We start from the raw sequence: 19,350 nt of genomic DNA on the forward strand, positions 1-19,350 counted from the left end.
GCCGACCACGCGGAAGCCGACCGTACGGCAGGAGTGACACCCTACGGCGCCAGCCCGTACGCCCATTCCCTTCTTCTAGAACCTGTTCTATCTTGACGCCCCGTCAGCTCAACGGGATCGGCCCGGAAGGACAGGCACCGTGGACTTCACCTTCACCGAGGAGCAGCAGGCGGCGGCCGAGGCGGCGAAGGGCGTGTTCGCCGGGGTCGCCCCGGACGCCGTGCCCAGCCCCGCGCTCACCCCCGGCGCCGTCGCCGACACCCACGACCGCGCCCTGTGGGCCGGGCTCGCCGGCGCGGACCTGCTGAGCCTGCTGCTCGACGAGCGCTACGGCGGGGCCGGCCTGGACGCCATCGCGCTGTGCCTGGTGCTGCGGGAGTCGGCCCAGGTGCTGGCCAGGGTGCCGCTGCTGGAGAGCAGCGCGGCAGCGGCGGCCGTCCAGGCCTTCGCCGGCGACGAGGCGAAGTCCGCCCTGCTCGCCCGGGCCGGACGGGGCGAGATCGTGCTGACCGTCGCCGCGCACGGCCGCACCGGCCACGACCCGGCCGAGCTCGCCGTGACCGCGCGGCAGGACGGCGAGGCCTGGGTGCTGGACGGGGTGCAGACGGCCGTGCCGTGGGCCTACGACGCGGACGTCACGGTCGTACCCGCCCACACCGCGACCGGCCGGACCGTCCTGGCCCTGGTGCCCCGCGAGCACCCCGGGGCCGTCCTCGCCGAGCAGTTCTCCACCAGCGGTGAGCGGCTCGGCGAGCTGCGGCTGGAGTCGGCCCGGCTCACCGCGCGGGACGTGATCGACGCCGACGGGGCGTGGGAGTGGCTGCGGGACCTGCTGGCCACCGGCACGTGCGCGCTGGCGCTCGGGCTCGGGGAACGCGTGCTGCGAATGACCGGGGAGTACACGAGCAAACGGGAACAGTTCGGGTTCCCGATCGCCACCTTCCAGGCCGTCGCCGTACAGGCCGCCGACCGCTACATCGACCTGCGCGCGATGGAGGCCACACTGTGGCAGGCCGCATGGCGGATCGCCACGGGATCACCCGGCGCGCTTCCCCCCGCCGGTGACGTCGCCGTCGCCAAGATCTGGGCGGCGGAGGGCGTACGCAGGGTCGTGCAGACCGCGCAGCATCTGCACGGCGGGTTCGGCGCCGATGTCGACTACCCCCTGCACCGCTATCACGCCTGGGCCAAGCACCTGGAGCTGTCGCTCGGCCCGGCCGCGGCACACGAGGAGGCCCTGGGCGACCTGCTGGCGGCGCACCCGCCGGCCTGAACGCCCGAAAAGGGACGCGCTACAGGACGAACCCCTGCTGCCCGTCGTCCGTCACCACGGGACGGCCCGCCGCCTCCCACACCTGCATGCCGCCGTCGACGTTCACGGCGTCGACGCCCTGCTGGGCCAGATACATCGTGACCTGGGCGGACCGGCCGCCGGAGCGGCAGATCACATGGACGCGGCCGTCCTGCGGGGCGGCCTCGGTCAGCTCGCCGTACCGCGCGACGAACTCGCTGATGGGGATGTGCAGCGCCCCTTCGGCATGACCGGCCTTCCACTCGTCGTCCTCCCGGACGTCCAGCAGGAAGTCGCCGTCCTTGAGGTCAGCGACCTCGACCGTGGGCACACCAGCTCCAAAACTCATGCCTCCGACGCTACCCGACCCGCCCCACGAGCCGGACGGGACGCGGCTCAGCCCTCGCCGAGCAGCGTGGCCAGCTCCGTCTCCCGCTCGGTGACCTGGGTGCGCAGCTGCTGCCCGATCTCGTCCAGAAGCCGGTCCGGGTCGTCCGGGGCCAGCTGGAGCATGTGGCCGATGGCGCTCTCCTCCAGCTCCTTGGCGAGCAGGGCGAGCAGTTCCTTGCGCTGGGCGAGCCACTCCAGGCGGTTGTAGAGCTCCTCGGCGCGGCTCGGGCCCCGCTTCAGCTCGGGCCCCTTGGCCCACTCCTCGGCGAGCTCGCGCAGCTCCGCCGCGTCGCCGCGGGCGTAGGCGGCGTTGACCCGGGTGATGAACTCCTCGCGCCGCTCGCGCTCCGTCTCCTCCTGAGCCAGGTCCGGGTGCGCCTTGCGGGCCAGGTCCCGGTAGAGCTTGCGGGCCTCCTCGCTGGGGCGGACCCGCTGCGGGGGCCGGACCGCCTGGTCCGTGAGCATCGCCACGGCCTCCGGGAACAGGCCGCTGTCGTCCATCCAGCCGTGCAGCAGCTCCTCGACGCCCGGGATCGGCGCCAGCCGCGACCTGGCCTCCTCCGCGCGCCGCAGATCGTCGGGGTCGCCGCTGCGAGCGGCCCTGGCCTCGAGGATCCGGGCGTCCAGGTCCTCGAGCCGGGCGTACAGCGGACCGAGCTTCTGTTCGTGCAGCCGGGAGAAGTTCTCGACCTCGACGCGGAAGGTCTCCACCGCGATCTCGTACTCGATCAACGCCTGCTCGGCGGCCCGCACGGCCCGCTCGAGCCGCTCCTCGGGCCGGGCCGCGTCGCCTTCGGGCGTCACCCGTTCCTCATCGGCGCCGCCACCGCCCTGCTCAGCTTCCGGGGTCGTCACCCGACCAGCCTAGGCCACACCTGGGCAGCGCCTCGCCCCGAGGATCACACCCCCGTCTCCGCGGCGACCTTCCCCGCCCGCACCCCCGCCACCAGATCCGCGTGATCCGCCTCGGTCCGGTCCGCGTAGGCCACGGCGAATCCCGCCATCGCCTCGTCCAGTTCCTCGTTCTTGCCGCAGTACCCGGCGATGAGGCGGGGATCGGCGCTGTGGGCGTGCGCCCGGGCCAGGAGCGCGCCGGTCATCCGGCCGTAGTCGTCTATCTGGTCGGCGGCCAGCGCGGCCGGATCCACGCTGCCCTTGCGGTTGCGGAACTGGCGGACCTGGAAGGGGAACCCGTCGACCGTCGTCCAGCCCAGCAGGATGTCGCTGACGACCTGCATCCGCTTCTGGCCCAGCACGACCCGCCGGCCCTCGTGCACGGGCTCCGGCGCCTCGAAACCGGCCGTCACCAGATGCGGCACCAGCGCCGAGGCACGCGCCTCCTTCACCTGGAGCACCAGCGGCTCGCCCCGGTGGTCCAGGAGCAGTACGACATAGGACCGGGTGCCGACGCTGCCGGTGCCGACGACCCGGAACGCCACGTCGTGCACCGCGTGCCGGGCGAGGAGCGGGAGACGGTCCTCCGGCAGGGTGCCGACGTACTCCTCCAGGGACGCGGCCACCGCCGCCGCCTCCGCGTCCGGGACGCGCCGCAGCACCGGCGGGGCGTCGACGAACCGGCGCCCTCCGCTCCGCGTGGCCTCCGTCGACTTGGCCGCGAAACGGCCGCTCGTGTTGTGGCGGGCCTTCTCGGAGACCCGCTCCAGCGTGCCGAGCAGGTCATGGGCGTCCGTGTGGGAGACGAGCTCCTCGTCCGCGATCGCGTTCCACGCGTCCAGCACCGGGAGCTTGGCCAGCAGCCGCATGGTGCGGCGGTAGGCGCCCACCGCGTCGTAGGCCGCCTTGCGGCACCGGTCCTCGTCCGCGCCGGCCTCCCGGCCCGCGAGCACCAGGGAGGCCGCGAGGCGCTTGAGGTCCCATTCCCAGGGGCCGTGCACCGTTTCGTCGAAGTCGTTCAGATCGATGACGAGGCCGCCGCGCGCGTCGGCGTACAGGCCGAAATTGGCCGCGTGGGCGTCACCGCAGATCTGGGCCCGGATCCGGGTCATGGGGGTGCGCGCCAGGTCGTAGGCCATGAGGCCCGCCGCGCCGCGCAGGAACGCGAACGGGGTGGCGGCCATGCGGCCGACCCGGATGGGGGTGAGCTCGGGGAGCCGGCCGCGGCCCGACTCCTCGACCGCGCTCACCGCGTCGGGCCGGGACGCGTCCAGGTCGAGCAGGGAGTGCGCGCCGCGCGGGATCCCCTTGCGCAGGGCCTTGCCCTCGTCCTTGGGCGAGCCCTCGGCCGGCCAGTCGGCGAAGCCGCGCACCCGGGGCAGCCGGCGGTCCGTCCCGTCCGCCGCCATGCCCTCGGTCCCCACACCAGCCCTGGTCATCCCAACCGCCTCCCCCACCACCGTACGAACGCCCACGTACGAGCGCCCGCGTACGAACGCTCACGTACGAACGCTCACGTACGAAGCCCACGCGCCAACATCAACTCGTGCCGACCGTACAACCGGGCGGCCGAAACGCGTCAGGCCCTGTGGAGAACTCCACAGCTGTGGACAACTCATGCGGGAGCGGGAAGCGCCTGCTCGTCCGCCCCCTCGGCCAGCACCCGCTCCGCCCGCTCCACCGATACGTCGAGCCGGGCCAGCACCGCGGGCACGCAGATGCTCGGCAGGAAGTGCTCGAACATCACGACGACACGGCGTTCCAGATCCCGCCGCTGGCAGCGCAGCTGGGAGAGCAGCTGCACCCCCGAGAAGCTGCCGACCAGCAGTTCGGCCGTCTCCGCCACGTCGACATGCTGCAGCAGTTCGCCCTGTGCCTTGGCCTCGGCCAGCCGCTGCACGTTCTGGTCGAACCACATCCCGAAGGCCTGTGTGCGGTCGAGGTCCATGGCCCCCTGGTCGAGGGCGAGCCCCACACTGGCCCGCACCAGCGGCTCGGACCGCAGCCGGCGGGCCAGCACCAGACCGGAATCGACGAGTTCCTGGAGTTTGCTGGACTGCGGCGGGAGGGTGATCGCGAGCTGTTCCTCGAACACTCCGATCGCGAGCTCCTCCTTGGAGCCGAAGTGGAAGTACAGCGCGCCCTTGGTGACGCCCGCCCGGTCCAGGATCTCTCCGATGGTCGCCGAGGTGTAGCCGCGTTCGTCGAAGACGGCCGCCGCCGCCTCCAGGATGGTCCGCCGGGTGCGGATCGCGCGCTCCTGTCGCGCCATCGGGTGCCTCCTGATCTCCGTCGATCCCTGTGAAGTCACTGTGCAGCGGGGGCTCGAGGGCCTGTCCCGGCGGCTTGGCTCACCCTTTGAAAAAAACCGGCTCGTCCGTATCTTAGTCAAACGTCCAAGTCAAACCGACCGCAGCCAGGCAGCCGATCCTGGGGGTTCTCATGCCGCAGACAGGGCCTTTAAGCGCACCCACGGACGATCAGACCGGACGCGAGGCCCGTCCGGCAAACAGAACCGTTGCGGCCGTCGAGAACGCGCCACAAGCCGGGCGCGGGCCCCACACCGCCGTCACCACCGGCCTCGCCCACCGCACCACCGCCGCCGACGTCTTCCCCACCCGGTGGCGCCGAATATCCGACGGCCGCTTCCGCTTCACCGCGCACTGGCCGGCCGCCCACCCCTTCTTCGGCCCCGTGGACGACCGCCACCAGGACCCGATGGTCGTGGGCGAAACGTTGCGGCAGGCCTCGATGGTGCTCGCACACGCCGAGTACGGCGCCCCGGCCGACACCCACTTCGTGATGTGGGACCTGACGGTCTGGGCCGACCCGTCGGCGCTCCCGCTGTCGGACGCCGCCGAACCGGTCGACATCGACGTCGTGTGCTCCGAGGTACGCCGCCGCGGTCGCGGCCTGAGCAGCATGCGGACCACGATGGAGTTCCGCCGCGCGGGACGCTTCGTCGCCCGCGGCACCGGCAGCACCGGCTGCACCTCGCCGCTCGCCTACCGCCGTATGCGCGAGCGGCAGCTGGCGGCCCTGGAGACTCCGGTGCCGCTGCTGGAGGGCATCGCGCCCGAGCTCGCCGGCCGCTCCCGCGCCGAGGATGTCGTCCTCGCCCCCGGCGACCGCCCCGGTGTCTGGCTGCTGCGCGTGGACACCCGCCACCCGGTCCTCTTCCCCCGCCCCAACGACCATGTGCCGGGCATGGCCCTGTTCGAGGCGGCCCGCCAGGCCGCGACCGCCGCGACCGGCCTGCACCCCTTCCTGCCCCGCGCGATGACGGCCACCTTCGCCCGGTACGCCGAGCTGCACAGCCCCTGCCGGCTGGAGACCGAGGTGCTCGGCACGGACCCGGAGGAGGTGACCGTACGGGTCTCCGGGCGGCAGGACGGCGAGTCCGTCTTCACCGCCACGCTGACCTCCGCACGGCCCGCCCGGGTACGGTCGCTGTCGTGACGGCCAACCTTCTGATCACGGGCGCGAGCGGCTTCGTCGGCAGCCAGGTGGCCGCCTCCGCCGACCGGCAGCCCGGCGTGCGCGTACGGCGGTTGTCCAGGCGGACACCACCCGGTCCCGAATCCGTCCACGGCGACCTCGCCGACCCGGCCTCCCTGCGCGGCGTCTGCGCGGGCACCGACGTCCTGGTGCACTGCGCCACCCGGATCAGCGGCGACGCCGAGACCGTCGAGGCCGTCAACGACCTGGGCACACGGGCCCTGGTCGAGGAGGCCGTGCGCTCCGGGGTGGGCCGGATCGTGTACGTGAGCACGGCCGCCGTGTACGGCCGGGGCCCCTTCCGCGGCGTACGCCCCGGGGAGGTGCCGATCGCGCCCGCGTCGGCCACCAGCCGCACCCGGGCCGCCGCCGAACGGCACGTCCTCGACGCGGGCGGCCTGGTGCTGCGGCCGCACCTCGTCTACGGCGAGGGCGACCGCTGGGTCGTCCCCGGACTGGTGTGGCTGCTGGGCGAGTTGTCGGCGACCCTGACCGGCTGCGCGGCGCTCCAGTCGATGATCGACGTCGGCACCCTGGGCCGTGCGGTGGCGGCCGCGGCCCTGTCCCCGGCGCACGGCGGCGGTGTGCACCACGTCAACCACCCCGAGCCTGTCGCGGTTCCGGACCTGCTCGGGGCTGTGAGCGCGCGGTTGGAGGTGCCCGGCACAGGTGCCCCGGTGGACGTCGCCACCGCCCTGGACCGGGCCGCCGGGACACCGCTCGCCCTTCATCACCTCGGCATGCTCACGGTCGACCACTGGTTCGTGGACGACGCCTTCTGGAAGGACCTCGACTGCTCACCCGGCGAGGGCTTCGCGGCGGCCTTCACTCGGGCGGCACCGTGGTACCGCTCGTTCCTCGGAGACCGGACGGCTTCCTGAGCGTCTACGCCTCTTCGAGACGGTGGCCGTGCAGCAGTACGGGCAGTTCCTCGTGCCCCGTCGAGATGATGGAGCGCAGCCGCTTCGGCGGGCGGGACGGGTCGGCCAGGGCCAGTCGCGGGAAGCGGTCGAACAGGGACGTCAGGGCCGCCGTCGCCTCGGCCATGGCCAGCGGCCGGCCGAGGCAGTGGTGCACGCCGTGGCCGAAGGACACATGGTCGCGGCTGGTGGCACGGGTGATGTCGAACCGCTCGGCGTCCGGGCCGTGCCGCTCGGGGTCGCGTCCGGCACCGGCGAAGGAGACCACGAGCGGGTCGCCCTTCGGGATCGTCAGACCCGGTTCGATCTCGATGTCCTCGACGGCGTAGCGCAGGCCCGACATGGCGCCCGGCGCTTCGAGGCGCAGCGACTCCTCGAGGGCGTCCTCCCAGGTCGCCCGCCCGGAGCGGACCAGTTCGAGCTGGCCGGGGTGGGCGAGCAGGCTGTGCACGGTGTTGTCGATGAGGTTGACGGTCGTCTCGAAGCCCGCGGTGAGCAGCAGGATCAGGTTGTCCATCAACTCCTGTTCGCTGAGGCCGCCTTCGTCGCGGGCGGCGATGAGGGCCGTCGTCAGGTCGTCGGCCGGGTGCTCGCGCTTGTCCTGGAGGAACGCGGTGAGGGTGGTGTACAGCTCGACCCCGTTGGCCTGGGCGTCCTCCAGGGAGATCGCCGTGTCGAAGAAGCGGCCGATGATGCGGTGGAGGACAGCGCGCGGACCGTCCTCGCCGGCCGGTACGCCGAAGAGTTCGCACACCACCTCGTGCGGAACCGACGCCGCGAACGCCGCCCGCAGGTCGACGACCTCGCCCTTTGGGATCCGCTCCAGGTCGTCCAGCGCCCGGTCGACGATCTCCTGGACGCGCGGGAGCAGCGCGTCGACGCGCCGCTTGGTGAAGGCGGCGGCCATCGGCTTGCGCAGCCGGCTGTGGTCGGTGCCGTAGGCGGTGACCATGTTGCGCACCGAGACCCAGATCGCGAGCGGCCAGGTGCGGGAGATGTCCCCGTTGATCCAGGCCGGCCAGTGCTGAAATGCGTCCTTGCTCGTCTCGGGGCCGGCCAGGAGCCGCTTGTTCAGCTCCAGGCCGTTGATCCACCACGCCCGGACGCCGCCGGGGAGTTCCACTTCGACGGCCGGGCCCTGGTCGCGGATCCGGGCTATCTCGCCGTAGAGGTCCTGGCCTGACGGGTCGATCGTCAGGAAGGGGCAGGCCTGCTGTGCCATGACACTTCGCTCCTTGGTCCCGGGGTTGGGGCTGGGGTGGGGCTGGGGCTGGGGCTGGGGAACCATGGTGCGATTCGGCCACGGAAAAAACTTGGCATCCGGTTTGTTTTGGCCACTGCTTCACAGAGTGTTGGCCAGGGACAGACACGTCTCCGCGTGGCCGGGATCCACGGGGTCCGGACCGGTCCCCGCCGGATCCAGCACTCCGTCCAGGTGCGGCGCGGCCACACAGGGCAGGAGCAGCCGCCACAGATCGGTCAGCGAGGGGCGGGCGAGCCGGCCGTGGTCCTCGCGGGCCAGCACCTCGATGCCGGTCGTGGCGGCGAGCACGACGGCGCCGGTGCGGTGCGGCGGCACACCGGCGGCGAGTTCGCCCTCGCGCTCCGCCTCGGCGAGCAGGCCGTCCACGCAGTCCCGCCACTCCTGGCGCAGATCACGCACCCGCCCGGCGGCCGCCTCGGCGTTCAGCCGTAACCCCGCCCGCACCACGCTGTCGGCGCACAGCAGCCGGGCGACCTGGTGCGTGACGTCCACCAGGCGCTGCAGGGCACTGCCCTCGCCGTCGCGGCCCCGGGCAGCCGCCCGGCGCAAGGCACGGGCGGCCGCGTGCTCGACGGCCTCGGCGACAGCCGCCTTGTTCGCGAAGTGGAAGTGCAGCGCTCCGGAGCTGACCCCGGCCCCCGCGCTGATCTCCGCCAGGTTGGCCTGGACGTATCCCCGTGCCTCGAACTGCCCGGCCGCCGACCGGATCAGCGCGAGACGGGTCCGGACGGCCCGGTCCTGTTTGGTCACCGGTGGCTCCCATGGAGGGCTCTGATGGCGGCTGAGGGGCTCTGATGGCGGCGCGATGAAACCAACTCGCTGGTTTTATACAACGCGCGTACGACACAAGGGCCTTGGGGGCGCCTCCTGCCCGCGGACCGGGCCGCCCTAGGCCCTCAGAAACGCCAGCACCGCCAGCACCCGGCGGTGGGTCTCGTCCGCCGGGGGCAGGTCGAGCTTCATGAGGATGCCGGAGATGTGTTTGCCCACGGCCGCTTCGGAGACGACCAGTTCACGGGCGATCGCGCTGTTGGATCTGCCCTGCGCGATCAGCGCCAGCACCTCACGCTCGCGCGGGGTGAGCCGCTCCAGCGGGTCACGGCGGCGGCGCAGCAACTGCCGTACGACCTCGGGGTCGACGACGGTGCCGCCGTCGGCCACCTCGCCGAGCGCCTCGACGAACTCCTCGACCTGGCCGACACGGTCCTTCAGCAGATAGCCGACGCCCGTGCCGTCACCGGAGTCCAGCAGCTCGGCGGCGTAGCGGCGCTGCACGTACTGGCTGAGGACCAGGACGGGCAGCGTGGGCCGCTCCCCGCGCAGCCGCACGGCCGCGTGCAGGCCCTCGTCCTGGAAGCCGGGCGGCATCCGTACGTCCGTCACGACCACGTCGGGCGCGTGCTCCTCGACGGCCGCGACCAGCGCCTCGGCGTCCCCCACCGCGGCGACGACCTCGTGTCCGCAGCGGCCGAGCAGCCCGACGAGCCCGTCCCGCAGCAGCACGCTGTCCTCGGCCAGGACCACACGCAGCGGCCGGGCGGCTCGCAGCGTCACGGCCGGTCAACTCGCAGGGTCACAGGGGATCTCCACACGCAGCAGGGTCGGTCCGCCGGGCGGGCTGGACAGGGAGAGTCTGCCATCGAGCACCGACACCCGGTCGGCGAGTCCGGTCAGCCCGCTGCCCGCACCGGCCCGCGCACCCCCGCGGCCGTCGTCGCGGACCAGGAGGAACAGCCGGCCGTCGCGGTGCCCGCCGCTCACCTGAGCCCGGCTCGCCCCGCTGTGCCGGCCCACGTTGGCGAGCGCCTCGCACACCACGAAGTAGGCGGCGGCCTCGACCGCCTGGGAGAGCCGCCCGGTCAGCTCCAGATCGACGTCCACGGGCACGGCCGAGCGGTCGGCGGCGTCGGCGACGGCGGCCTCGAGACCGTAGTCGGCGAGGACCTTGGGGTGGATGCCGTGGATGAGCTCGCGCAGTTCCGCCAGGGCCGTGCCCGCCTCCTCGTGGGCCTTGGCGAGCTGGTCGGCCAGCGGGCCGGGCGGCGCGTCGAGCCGGGCCAGGCCGAGCGTCATCGTCAGGGCGACGAGCCGCTGCTGCGCCCCGTCGTGCAGGTCGCGCTCGATACGCCGCCGTTCCGCCTCGAAGGCGTCCACCAACCGCACCCGGGACCGCGCCAGTTCGACCACCCTGGCCCCCAGGTCGGCCTCGCGCGGCGCGATCAGCAGCCGCGTCAGCCCGGCCCGGGCCCCGGCCACGACACCCAGCAGATAGGCGCCCAGGGCCAGGAGCACCAGCCCCAGCAGGGCGAACCCGAAGGCCGCCGGCCAGCCGGTGACGAGCCACACCTTCAGCACCTTCGCCTCACCGAAGGCGGCCAGGAGCACCGGGGTGGCGACCACGGTCAGCGGGCACAACAGGCCGAGGGCGAGCGCGAGGGCGTCGACCGGCCACAGCAGCCCCGCGAACAGCAGGGCGTGGCCGAACTCCCGCCAGGTGGCCCGTTCCCGCACCCGGGTCGTCAGCCAGGCCCGCAGGCCCGGGTCACCCGGCGGCTCGTGCGGGTCGGGCGCGGGGTCCGGGTCGACCAGCCGCAGCCGCAGCCGTTCCAGCGCCGCCACCGGGATGCCCGCCAGGACCGTGCACAGGAGCAGTGGCAGCCCCACCAGCACGAGCGCGAGCACCCCGCCCGCCGCCGCCGACAGCACGATCCCCACGAGCACGACGACACCGGTCACCGCGCCGGTGAGCAGGTAGCCGGCCGAGCGCCAGGGCCACGCCGACAGCAAGTAGCCGGGGCGGGACAGGGCCTGCCACACGTTCCGAGGGTGCATGGGGATCACCGTAGAAGCCGGTCGAGGGCCCTGCCATGGGCTCAGGCGGAGGCCCGGGGGTATGCCTGGCCCTACCCCAGGTCTAGGCCCTGCCGCACTGCGCCGGCCCGCCTCCGCGCGATGTCGTTGGAGCCCGGTCAATCGACGTGAGGCAGGGACATGAACGCCATCCAGCTCGACTCGGTCACCAGGACGTACGGAGCCGTCACCGCACTCGACGGGGTGTCGCTCTCGTTCCCCTACGGGACCTTCACCGCCGTCATGGGCCCCTCCGGCTCCGGCAAGTCCACCCTGCTCCAGTGCGCCGCGGGCCTGGACCGGCCCACCTCCGGCTCGGTCACCGTCGGCGGCACGGAACTGACCGGCCTGAGCGAACGGCGGCTGACCCTGCTGCGCCGCGAGCGCGTCGGGTTCGTCTTCCAGGCGTTCAACCTGCTGCCCTCGCTGACGGCCGAGCAGAACGTGGCCCTGCCCCTGCGCCTGGCGGGCCGCCGCGTCCCGAAGGCCCGGGTGCGCCAGGCACTCCAGCAGGTCGGCCTCGCCGACCGGGCCCGGCACCGGCCTTCCCAGCTCTCCGGCGGCCAGCAGCAACGTGTCGCCCTGGCACGGGCGTTGATCACCCGCCCCGAGGTGCTGTTCGGCGACGAGCCGACCGGTGCCCTGGACACCCGGACCGGACGTGAGGTGCTGGAGCTGCTGCGCGGCATGGTCGACCGCGAGGGCCAGACGGTCGTCATGGTCACGCACGACCCGGTCGCCGCCGCGTACGCCGACCGCGTCCTCTTCCTCGCCGACGGCCGCGTCCACGGCGAGCTGACCGCCCCGGACGCCGAGACCGTCGCGGCCCACATGACCCGCCTGGAGGCCGCGCCGTGCGCATGACCCGCCCGCAAGCCGCCGCCGTACGCATGACCGGCCTGAAGACCACCGTGGCGCACACGCCCCGCCCGAAGGCCGCCGCCACGCACGCGCCCCGCCCGAAGGCCGCCGCCACGCACGCGCCCCGCCCGAAGGCCACCACCGCACACCCGCCCCGCCCGGGGGCCGCCGCCGCACACGCGCCCCGCCCGAAGGCCGCCGCCACGCACCCGCCTCGCCCAAAGGCCGCCACCGCCCGTACGCGCCGCCCGAAGACCACCACCCGCACAACACCCCACCCGAAGGCCACCGCCACCCGCACACCCCGCCCGGAGGCCCTGCCGTGCTGAGCGTCACCCTGCGCACCCTGCGCACCCGTTGGGTCACCTTCACCGGCAGCTTCGTCGCGCTCTCGCTGGGCGTGGCCCTGCTCACGGTGATGGGACTGGCCCTGGCCTCCTCGGCCGCCGCCCCGGAGCGCGGCCCCGAACGCTTCGCCGCCGCCCCGGTCGTCGTCAAGGGCCAGGACACCCTGCGCGTACCGACCCCGATCGGCGACCGCACGTCCCGGCTCGCCCACCCGCGCCCGCTGTCCGCCGCGACAGTCGCGGAGGTGCGGAAACTCGGCCCCGTCGTGGCGGACCGCTCCTTCGCCGTACGCGCCGCGGGCGGCCCTGACGACCTCGTCGGCCACCCCTGGTCCACCGCCGCGTTCGCCCCCTACGACCTCGCCACCGGCCGCGCCCCCCGCACCGCCGGCGAGGCAGCCGTCACCGGCGACTGGGCCCGCCCCGGCCAGGAGCTCCGCACCGACCGGGGCACCGTACGCGTCGTCGGCACCCTGACCTCGCGCGGCTTCGAGAACGCCGTGTTCTTCACCGACGCCCGAGCCGCCGAACTGTCCCCTCCGGTCCACCAGCTGGCGGTCACGGCGGATCCGGCAGCCGTACGGAAGGCCGTGGGCGCCGGCGCCCAGGTCCTCACCGGGAACGCGCGCCGCCTCGCCGACGCCGATCCCGACCGGGACAGCGAAGCGCTCACCGCGATGAACGCCCTGTTCGGCACGGCCGGCGGCGTCACCGCCTTCGTGTCGGTCTTCGTCGTGGCGTCGACCTTCGCCTTCGCGGTCGCCCAGCGGCGCCGGGAGTTCGCCCTGCTGCGCACCGCCGGGGCGACCCCGGGCCAGATCCGCCGGACCGTCCTCGTCGAGGCCCTCGCCGTCGGCGCCCTCGCCTCGGCCGCCGGCTGCGCCCTCGGCTCCTACGGGGCACCGCTGCTGGCCGGCCGGGTGGCCGCCGAGGGCCTCGCACCGGCCTGGTTCACCATCGGCGACCACACCTGGCCGTACCACGCGGCGTTCTGGACCGGCCTGCTCGTGGCCCTGTGCGGAGCGACCGCGGCCTCGTGGCGGGCCGGCCGCACCGGCCCCACCGAAGCCCTGCGCGAGGCCTCGGCGGACAGCGCGACACTGACGCCCGGCCGACTGCTGTTCGGCACGGCCCTCCTCCTGACGGCCGCCGTGACGCTGGCCCTCGCCCTGACCGATGCCCCGGGCGACCTCCTCCAGCGCAAGACGTACATCAGCCGCCCGATGCTGCTGATCACCGCGACCGCCCTGCTGGCACCGCTCGTCCTGCGCCCCCTGACCCGGCTGCTGACCTGGCTGCCTTCCCTCCTGCCCGGTGCCGGCGGCCTCCTCGTCCGCGAGAACACCGCCGCCGGGGTACGCCGCAGCGCCGCGCTCGCTGCCCCCGTGCTGGTCACGGTCGCCCTCGCGGGTTCCCTGCTCGGCGCCACCGCGACCCTCGACGGGGCGAAGTCCACCGAGGCGAGGGAGCGCACCACCGCGGCCTTCGTCGTCACCCCGGCGGCCGGGACGGCCTTCGACGCCGCCACCCTCCGCAGACTGCGAGCAGTACCGGGAGCCGAGGTGTCACCGACGTCCACGACGGCCGTCCACGTCCTGGAGGACGGCGTGGCCCTCGTCCGCTCCGAGGCCCGCGCCGCGACCCCCGGCCTCCTCGCGGCCACCGCACGCCTTCCGCTCACCGCGGGCAGCACGACCGCTCTCGACGACGACTCGATCATCGTCAACGAGGAGTGGCAGCGGCACCGGGTCGGCGAGCGGGTCCGGGTGTGGCTCGGCGACGGCACACCGCGGACCCTGCGGATCGCCGCGGTGATGACCACCGGCACCGGCGACAACGGCGTCTACGTCACCCCGCGCAACGCCCCGGGCGCCACGGCCGACCGTGTCGACGTGGCCCTGGCCGACGGCGCGGACCCGGGCACCGTCGCCACCGCCCTGCGCCAGGCGGCCGGCACCGGGAACGGACAGGTCCTCACCCGGCAGGAATGGCTCACCGCCACCGCCCCCGGCACCAACCGCACCACCCGCCTGGGCCTTCTGCTCGTCCTCGGCATCGCCCTCCTCTACACGGGCATCTCCGTGGCCAACACCACCGTCATGGCCACCTCCGACAGGATCCGCGACCTGGCCGTACTGCGGCTTACCGGCGCCACCAGGTGGCAGGTCCTGCGGCTGACCGGCGCCGAGGCCCTGACGGTCGTCACGGCCGGCACCCTCCTCGGCCTCCTGGCCGCCGTCGTCAACCTGGCCGGCATGTGGAGCGCCCTCGCGCTGCTCTCGGTCCGGCCCGCCCTCACCCTCCCGTGGCAGGCCCTCGGCACGACAGCGGCCGCCTGCGCGCTCCTGGCCGTCCTCTCCGCGACACTCCCCGCAGCCCTCGCCCTGCGCCGCCGCCCGGTGGAACTGGCAGGCGTACGGGAGTGATGCGGCGAGCCGCCGGTGGATCTCATCATGAGACCAACAACCAGGAGAGCAATAAAGTGGGGCCCATGCGACGGACCTCGTTCGACACCTGGCCCTGCTCGATCGCCCGCACCGCCGACATCCTGGGCGACGCCTGGACCCTGCTGGTGCTGCGCGAGGTCTTCTACGGCGAGTCCCGCTTCGACGGCTTCATCGGCTCGCTCGGCATCGCCCGCAACACCCTCACCGACCGGCTGCGCCGCCTGGAGTCCGAGGGCCTCCTGCGGCGGCGCGCCTACCAGACCGACCCGGTGCGCCACGAGTATCTGCTGACGGACAAGGGCCGTGACTTCTTCGGCGTCCTCGCCGCGATCAACGCCTGGGGCGACCGCTGGCTGGCCGGCGACGAGGGCGCCCCGGTCGTCCTGCGCCACACGTCCTGCGACCACGACACCGAGGCCCGGGTCGTCTGCTCCTCCTGCGGCGAGGCCCTGCACCACCAGGACCTGACCGCCCGCACCGGCCCCGGCTACCCGCCCCGCCTCCTGGACGACCCCGCCGTCCAGGAGCGCTTCGCCCCGGGACGGACCCTGGGGGACCGCCGGGTCTAGGTCGTGTCCGCAACCTAGGACTTCGCCCTGACCAGCCCGGCGTCGTAGGCGGTGATCACGGCCTGGATCCGGTCGCGTGCCCCGATCTTGGCGAGGACCCGTCCGACGTGCTTCTTCACCGTGGACTCGCTGAGCACGAGCCGTTCGGCGATCTCCGTGTTGGTCCAGCCCTGCCCGATGGCCACCAGCACCTCGCGTTCGCGGTCGCTGAGGGCCCGGAGCCGGGGGTCCTGGGGTGCGGGGGCGTCGGCCGGTGCCAGGACCTGGTGGGCGTAGGCGTCCAGCAGACGCCGGGTCAGGCGCGGGGCCACGACGGCGTCACCGGTCGCGACCGCGTGGATGCCGGCGACGAGTTCCTCGGGGCGCGCGTCCTTGAGCAGGAATCCGCTGGCACCGGCCCGCAGCCCCTCGTAGGCGTACTCGTCCAGGTCGAAGGTGGTCACGATGAGGACGCGGGTGCGGCCGCCGGACGCGACGATGCGGCGGGTGGCCTCGATACCGTCCATGCCGGGCATGCGGACGTCCATGAGGACCACGTCGGGACGGAGCTCGGCGGCCATGCGCACGGCCTCGGCGCCGTGCCCGGCCTCACCCAGGGGTTCCAGGCCCGGCGTGCCCTGCAGGAGCATGCGGACGCCCATGCGCTGCAAGGGCTGGTCGTCGGCGACGAGGACGGTGGTCATGGCAGTCGTTCTCCCGGTGGTACGTCGAGCACGACGTCCACGAGCCAGCCGTGGCCGGTGTCGCGCGGTCCGATGATGACGCTCCCGCCGTACATGGCGGCCCGCTGGCGGATGCCGACCAGGCCGTGGCCGGGGCCGTCGTCCCTGGTCGCCGTCTTCTCCCGTGGGGGTGCCCCCGGCGGTGCGCCGGCGTCGGCCACCCGGACCCGTACCTCGCCCGCCTCGACGGCGAGGGTGACCTCGGCGGACGTGCCGGTCCCGGCGTGCTTGAGGGTGTTGGTCAGCGATTCCTGGACGATGCGGTACACGGTCAGCTGCACCCCGTCGCCCAGCGCGTCCAGGTCGCCCACGGTCCGGTACGTCACCGCCACCCCGGCCGCGCGGACCCGGGCGAGCAGGGGGTCGAGATCCCGGATGCCGGGCTGCGGGCCGAGCAACCGCTCGTCCTCCTGCTCCTCGCGCAGGACGCCCAGCATGCGGCGCAGTTCGCTCATGGCCTGGCGGCCGGTGTCGCCGAGGACGCGCAGGGCCTCGGTGGACTGCTCGTTCCGGTGGGCGGCGAGCGTCGCGGCGCCGTCGGCGACCGTGACCATGACCGAGAGGTTGTGGCCGACGATGTCATGCATCTCGCGGGCGACCCGGGCGCGTTCGGCGGCGGCGGTGAGCCGGACGCGCTGGTCCCGCTCGACCTCCAGTCGCCGGGCACGGTCCTCCAGCGCCGCCAGATACATCCGGCGGATCCGCAGGGTCAGTCCGACGGCCATGGCCGCCGTCGCCGTGCCCAGCAGGAAGAACAGGCCGCGCAGCGGGTTCCCGACGTCCACCAGGACGCAGACCGCCACCGTCGTCTCGACGACCGTGACCGCGGCGGCCCAGCCCAGTGCCCGCAACGACCCGTGCAGGGCCAGGGAGTACAGGGCGACGAGGGTGCTGATGCCGGCCTGCTGCCACACCCCGAACGACCACTGGACGAGCGACACGAACGCGATCACGAAGAAGGTGACGGCCGGGGCCCTGCGCCGCCACCACAGCGGCACGATGAGGGCGGCGGTGAAGAGGTACAGGACCCCGGACGGCAGCTCACCCCGGTGCACCGCTTCCCCGAAGGGACCGTGGCTGCGGTCGGCGAGCAGGTCGGGCAGGCTGATCAGCACGACGAACAGCACCACCGCCGTGTCCAGCAGCCACGGATGGCGGCGGTCCAGCCGCTGCCGGTCCTGCCGGCCGCGCCACATCCGCCCCAGGACCGGGTGGGCCAGGCCGGCGTCGAACCCGGAGGCGGGGGACGCCGCCCCCCGGGCGGTGTCCGCGGCGGCCGCCGCGCGTTCCGCGCTCATGGACACCATTGTCCTCGTGCCCTGGTCAGGCGTCGGTCCTGCGGAGCCGCGACGCCGCACCGACGAGGGTGATCGCCACCCAGCCGGCGAAGACCGCGAGCCCCGCGCCCGGTGAGAGGGACCCGGAGGACTCGTGCAGGGCGTAGACGGCGGACCCGGCGTTGCTGGGGAAGTAGGGGCTGAGCGTGTCGTACCAGGAGTCGGGCAGCAGCGAGGCCAGACCGGGCAGCACGAGCAGGATCCCGACGAGGGCCGCGATGGCACCGGCGGAGGAGCGGATCAGCACACCCAGGGCCACGCCGAACACGCCCACCAGGCCGAGGTACACACCGGCACCGGCCAGGCTGCGCAGCACACCGTCGTCACCGAGGGAGAGCGCGATCCTCTCGCCGTCCAGGCCGGGAGTGCCCAGCTGGAACGCGGCCAGCGCGCCGAGGGTGGTGAGGATCAGGGCGACGGGCCCGATCACGGCCGCCTTGGACCACAGGACGGGCAGGCGGCGCGGTACCGCGGCGAGGGTCGAGCGGATCATGCCCGTGGAGTACTCGCCCGCGGCCAGCAGTACCCCGAGGACACCGATGGCGAGCTGTGCGAAGGACACTCCGGTCAGGGCCAGGCCGACCGCGTCGCTGTCACCGCCGGAGCCGCCAGGGCCGGGCGGCCCGGCGGTCGCGACGGCGTCGGGGCTGTAGGTGTAGCCGGCGATCGCCCCGAAGAGGACGAGCAGGAAGACGGCGACGCCCAGGGTGATCCAGGTGGAGCGCAGCGACCAGAACTTGGCCCATTCCGAGCGCAGTACGCGCAGGCCGGTCACCTTGTACTTCGTCGTGCGGGCAGGGGCGGAGGAGAGACTGGTGACGGTCATCAGGCGGCCTTCCGCTCCGAGCCGGCGGGGTCGGCCGGAGCACTCTGGTACTCCACGACATCCCGGGTGAGGTCCATGAACGCCGCCTCCAGCGAGACGGCCTGCGGGGTGAGTTCGTACAGCGCCACCCCGTGCTGCGCGGCGATCGCCCCGATCTCCCGGGCGTCGCGCCCGGCGACCAGCAGTTCCTCGGCGGAGGAGGAGCTGATCGTGACGTCCGGTCCGGCCAGCAGCGAGCGCAGCCGCATGGCCTCGTCGGTGCAGACCTTCACGCCTCCCCCGCCGGTCTCCCGGGTGAAGTCGTCGACGGTCGTGTCGGCGAGCAGCCGTCCCCGTCCGATGATCACCAGATGGTCGGCGATCAGCGCGGTCTCGCTCATCAGGTGCGAGGACAGCATCACGGCCCGGCCCTCGTCGGCAAGCGAGCGCAGCAGATTGCGCACCCACAGCACGCCCTCGGGGTCCAGGCCGTTGACCGGTTCGTCGAGCATGACGATCGCCGGATCGCCGAGCAGGGCGGAGGCGATGCCGAGCCGCTGGCCCATGCCGAGCGAGAAGGAGCCGACGCGCTTGCCTGCCACGCTGGTCAGCCCGGCCAGCTCGATGACCTCGTCCACCCTGCGGCTCGGAATGCCGTGGGTGTGCGCGAGCGCCATCAGATGGCTGCGCGCACTGCGCCCGGGGTGGACGGACTTGGCCTCCAGCAGGGTGCCGATCTCCTGGAGGGGCGCGGCGTGCCTGGCGTACGCCTTGCCGCCCACGGTGACCGAGCCCCTGGTCGGGGAGTCCAGGCCGACGATCATGCGCATCGTCGTGGACTTGCCCGCACCGTTGGGGCCGAGGAACCCGGTCACCTCACCGGGCTTCACGGTGAAGCTCAGCTGGTCGACGACCGTCTTGTCGCCGTAGCGCTTCGTCAGCTCACGCGCTTCGATCATGGGAGTGGGCCTTTCCTGCCTCGTGCTCGGACCGGCCCGCGGACGCGCCGCGGTGTCTGACTTCGAAGCTAGGAGCGGGGACCGCCCCGGCCCTGGGACCGGAGGCGACTCTTCGGCGCCCGGGTGGTACCGCGGTACCACTCGTGAGATAGCTCACGCGCGAGGCTCGCCATGGGGCCTGACCAGGCTGTGCGAT

The 19,350-nt window shown here is 73.6% G+C and carries 19 protein-coding genes; 7 read left to right on the forward strand and 12 right to left on the reverse strand.

Translation table 11 applies throughout. From position 1 onward, the window contains the following. Window positions 1-139 precede the first annotated feature (139 nt). Window positions 140-1,273, forward strand: a complete 1,134-nt coding sequence (locus ACFT32_RS22700) for an acyl-CoA dehydrogenase family protein (RefSeq protein ID WP_382492055.1) — start codon at window positions 140-142, stop codon at window positions 1,271-1,273. Window positions 1,274-1,292: 19 nt separating this feature from the next. Here ACFT32_RS22700 and ACFT32_RS22705 read toward each other — a convergent pair whose 3' ends face one another. The 4 genes from ACFT32_RS22705 to ACFT32_RS22720 all read right to left on the reverse strand — a co-directional run bounded on the left by ACFT32_RS22705 (window position 1,293) and on the right by ACFT32_RS22720 (window position 4,847). Then, window positions 1,293-1,622 (reverse strand): rhodanese-like domain-containing protein, encoded by a 330-nt coding sequence (locus ACFT32_RS22705; RefSeq protein ID WP_382492743.1) that lies wholly within the window; start codon window positions 1,620-1,622, stop codon window positions 1,293-1,295. Window positions 1,623-1,687: 65 nt separating this feature from the next. Beyond that, window positions 1,688-2,536 carry a hypothetical protein gene (locus ACFT32_RS22710; protein ID WP_382492058.1) on the reverse strand — a complete coding sequence of 283 codons (849 nt, stop codon included), beginning with the start codon at window positions 2,534-2,536 and terminating at the stop codon, window positions 1,688-1,690. 44 nt (window positions 2,537-2,580) lie between these two features. After that, complete coding sequence (locus tag ACFT32_RS22715) at window positions 2,581-4,014, reverse strand: DUF2252 domain-containing protein (RefSeq protein ID WP_382492061.1); 1,434 nt, start codon at window positions 4,012-4,014, stop codon at window positions 2,581-2,583. A gap of 176 nt (window positions 4,015-4,190) precedes the next feature. Continuing rightward, entirely contained in the window at window positions 4,191-4,847 is a 657-nt protein-coding gene (locus ACFT32_RS22720; protein ID WP_382492064.1) for a ScbR family autoregulator-binding transcription factor, read from the reverse strand. 170 nt (window positions 4,848-5,017) lie between these two features. Here ACFT32_RS22720 and ACFT32_RS22725 point away from each other — a divergent pair, with 170 nt between their 5' ends. Next, entirely contained in the window at window positions 5,018-6,034 is a 1,017-nt protein-coding gene (locus tag ACFT32_RS22725; protein ID WP_382492067.1) for a ScbA/BarX family gamma-butyrolactone biosynthesis protein, read from the forward strand. Beyond that, entirely contained in the window at window positions 6,031-6,954 is a 924-nt protein-coding gene (locus tag ACFT32_RS22730; RefSeq protein ID WP_382492069.1) for an NAD-dependent epimerase/dehydratase family protein, read from the forward strand. Before ACFT32_RS22725 ends, ACFT32_RS22730 begins: the two co-directional genes overlap by 4 nt. Before the next feature lie 4 nt (window positions 6,955-6,958). Here ACFT32_RS22730 and ACFT32_RS22735 read toward each other — a convergent pair whose 3' ends face one another. The 4 genes from ACFT32_RS22735 to ACFT32_RS22750 all read right to left on the reverse strand — a co-directional run bounded on the left by ACFT32_RS22735 (window position 6,959) and on the right by ACFT32_RS22750 (window position 11,089). Then, window positions 6,959-8,215 carry a cytochrome P450 gene (locus tag ACFT32_RS22735; RefSeq protein WP_382492072.1) on the reverse strand — a complete coding sequence of 419 codons (1,257 nt, stop codon included), beginning with the start codon at window positions 8,213-8,215 and terminating at the stop codon, window positions 6,959-6,961. Window positions 8,216-8,335: 120 nt separating this feature from the next. Continuing rightward, complete coding sequence (locus ACFT32_RS22740) at window positions 8,336-9,007, reverse strand: ScbR family autoregulator-binding transcription factor (RefSeq protein WP_382492075.1); 672 nt, start codon at window positions 9,005-9,007, stop codon at window positions 8,336-8,338. Window positions 9,008-9,145: 138 nt separating this feature from the next. Further along, on the reverse strand, window positions 9,146-9,805 hold the full coding sequence (locus tag ACFT32_RS22745; RefSeq protein WP_382492746.1) for a response regulator: 660 nt from the start codon (window positions 9,803-9,805) through the stop codon (window positions 9,146-9,148). Between the two features lie 12 nt (window positions 9,806-9,817). After that, window positions 9,818-11,089, reverse strand: coding sequence for a sensor histidine kinase (locus tag ACFT32_RS22750; RefSeq protein ID WP_382492078.1), 1,272 nt, complete (start codon window positions 11,087-11,089; stop codon window positions 9,818-9,820). A 159-nt stretch (window positions 11,090-11,248) separates the two neighbouring features. Here ACFT32_RS22750 and ACFT32_RS22755 point away from each other — a divergent pair, with 159 nt between their 5' ends. The 4 genes from ACFT32_RS22755 (at window position 11,249) to ACFT32_RS22770 (ending at window position 15,331) form a co-directional block, all read left to right on the forward strand. Beyond that, entirely contained in the window at window positions 11,249-11,971 is a 723-nt protein-coding gene (locus tag ACFT32_RS22755; protein ID WP_382492081.1) for an ABC transporter ATP-binding protein, read from the forward strand. Next, window positions 11,968-12,297, forward strand: coding sequence for a hypothetical protein (locus ACFT32_RS22760; protein WP_382492084.1), 330 nt, complete (start codon window positions 11,968-11,970; stop codon window positions 12,295-12,297). Before ACFT32_RS22755 ends, ACFT32_RS22760 begins: the two co-directional genes overlap by 4 nt. Then, window positions 12,291-14,741: an FtsX-like permease family protein gene (locus ACFT32_RS22765; RefSeq protein ID WP_382492086.1), complete on the forward strand. Its 2,451-nt coding sequence runs from the start codon at window positions 12,291-12,293 to the stop codon at window positions 14,739-14,741. Before ACFT32_RS22760 ends, ACFT32_RS22765 begins: the two co-directional genes overlap by 7 nt. Before the next feature lie 65 nt (window positions 14,742-14,806). Next, window positions 14,807-15,331 (forward strand): winged helix-turn-helix transcriptional regulator, encoded by a 525-nt coding sequence (locus ACFT32_RS22770; protein ID WP_382492089.1) that lies wholly within the window; start codon window positions 14,807-14,809, stop codon window positions 15,329-15,331. A 14-nt stretch (window positions 15,332-15,345) separates the two neighbouring features. Here ACFT32_RS22770 and ACFT32_RS22775 read toward each other — a convergent pair whose 3' ends face one another. From ACFT32_RS22775 to ACFT32_RS22790, 4 genes are read right to left on the reverse strand one after another with little or no spacing between them, the layout of a single operon-like run. After that, window positions 15,346-16,014, reverse strand: a complete 669-nt coding sequence (locus ACFT32_RS22775; RefSeq protein ID WP_382492092.1) for a response regulator — start codon at window positions 16,012-16,014, stop codon at window positions 15,346-15,348. Further along, window positions 16,011-17,351 carry a sensor histidine kinase gene (locus ACFT32_RS22780; protein ID WP_382492095.1) on the reverse strand — a complete coding sequence of 447 codons (1,341 nt, stop codon included), beginning with the start codon at window positions 17,349-17,351 and terminating at the stop codon, window positions 16,011-16,013. Before ACFT32_RS22780 ends, ACFT32_RS22775 begins: the two co-directional genes overlap by 4 nt. Window positions 17,352-17,376: 25 nt before the next feature. Further along, entirely contained in the window at window positions 17,377-18,216 is an 840-nt protein-coding gene (locus tag ACFT32_RS22785; protein ID WP_382492097.1) for an ABC transporter permease, read from the reverse strand. Beyond that, a complete protein-coding gene (locus ACFT32_RS22790; RefSeq protein WP_382492100.1) occupies window positions 18,216-19,154 on the reverse strand; it encodes an ABC transporter ATP-binding protein in 939 nt (312 codons plus the stop codon). The genes ACFT32_RS22785 and ACFT32_RS22790 overlap by 1 nt, the downstream gene beginning before the upstream one ends. Window positions 19,155-19,350 lie beyond the last annotated feature (196 nt).

The sequence above is a fragment of the Streptomyces sp. NPDC057002 genome, assembly GCF_042673825.1.
In the GTDB taxonomy this organism is placed as follows: domain Bacteria; phylum Actinomycetota; class Actinomycetes; order Streptomycetales; family Streptomycetaceae; genus Streptomyces.

Bases quoted from the DNA above. Each gene is read 5' to 3' on its own strand.
- ACFT32_RS22715 (WP_382492061.1), bottom strand. From the start codon at position 4,014: ATGACCAGGGCTGGTGTGGGGACCGAGGGCATGGCGGCGGACGGGACG.
- ACFT32_RS22720 (WP_382492064.1), bottom strand. From the start codon at position 4,847: ATGGCGCGACAGGAGCGCGCGATCCGCACCCGGCGGACCATCCTGGAG.
- ACFT32_RS22725 (WP_382492067.1), top strand. From the start codon at position 5,018: ATGCCGCAGACAGGGCCTTTAAGCGCACCCACGGACGATCAGACCGGA.
- ACFT32_RS22735 (WP_382492072.1), bottom strand. From the start codon at position 8,215: ATGGCACAGCAGGCCTGCCCCTTCCTGACGATCGACCCGTCAGGCCAG.
- ACFT32_RS22750 (WP_382492078.1), bottom strand. From the start codon at position 11,089: ATGCACCCTCGGAACGTGTGGCAGGCCCTGTCCCGCCCCGGCTACTTG.
- ACFT32_RS22755 (WP_382492081.1), top strand. From the start codon at position 11,249: ATGAACGCCATCCAGCTCGACTCGGTCACCAGGACGTACGGAGCCGTC.
- ACFT32_RS22760 (WP_382492084.1), top strand. From the start codon at position 11,968: ATGACCCGCCCGCAAGCCGCCGCCGTACGCATGACCGGCCTGAAGACC.
- ACFT32_RS22770 (WP_382492089.1), top strand. From the start codon at position 14,807: ATGCGACGGACCTCGTTCGACACCTGGCCCTGCTCGATCGCCCGCACC.
- ACFT32_RS22775 (WP_382492092.1), bottom strand. From the start codon at position 16,014: ATGACCACCGTCCTCGTCGCCGACGACCAGCCCTTGCAGCGCATGGGC.
- ACFT32_RS22780 (WP_382492095.1), bottom strand. From the start codon at position 17,351: ATGAGCGCGGAACGCGCGGCGGCCGCCGCGGACACCGCCCGGGGGGCG.
- ACFT32_RS22785 (WP_382492097.1), bottom strand. From the start codon at position 18,216: ATGACCGTCACCAGTCTCTCCTCCGCCCCTGCCCGCACGACGAAGTAC.
- ACFT32_RS22790 (WP_382492100.1), bottom strand. From the start codon at position 19,154: ATGATCGAAGCGCGTGAGCTGACGAAGCGCTACGGCGACAAGACGGTC.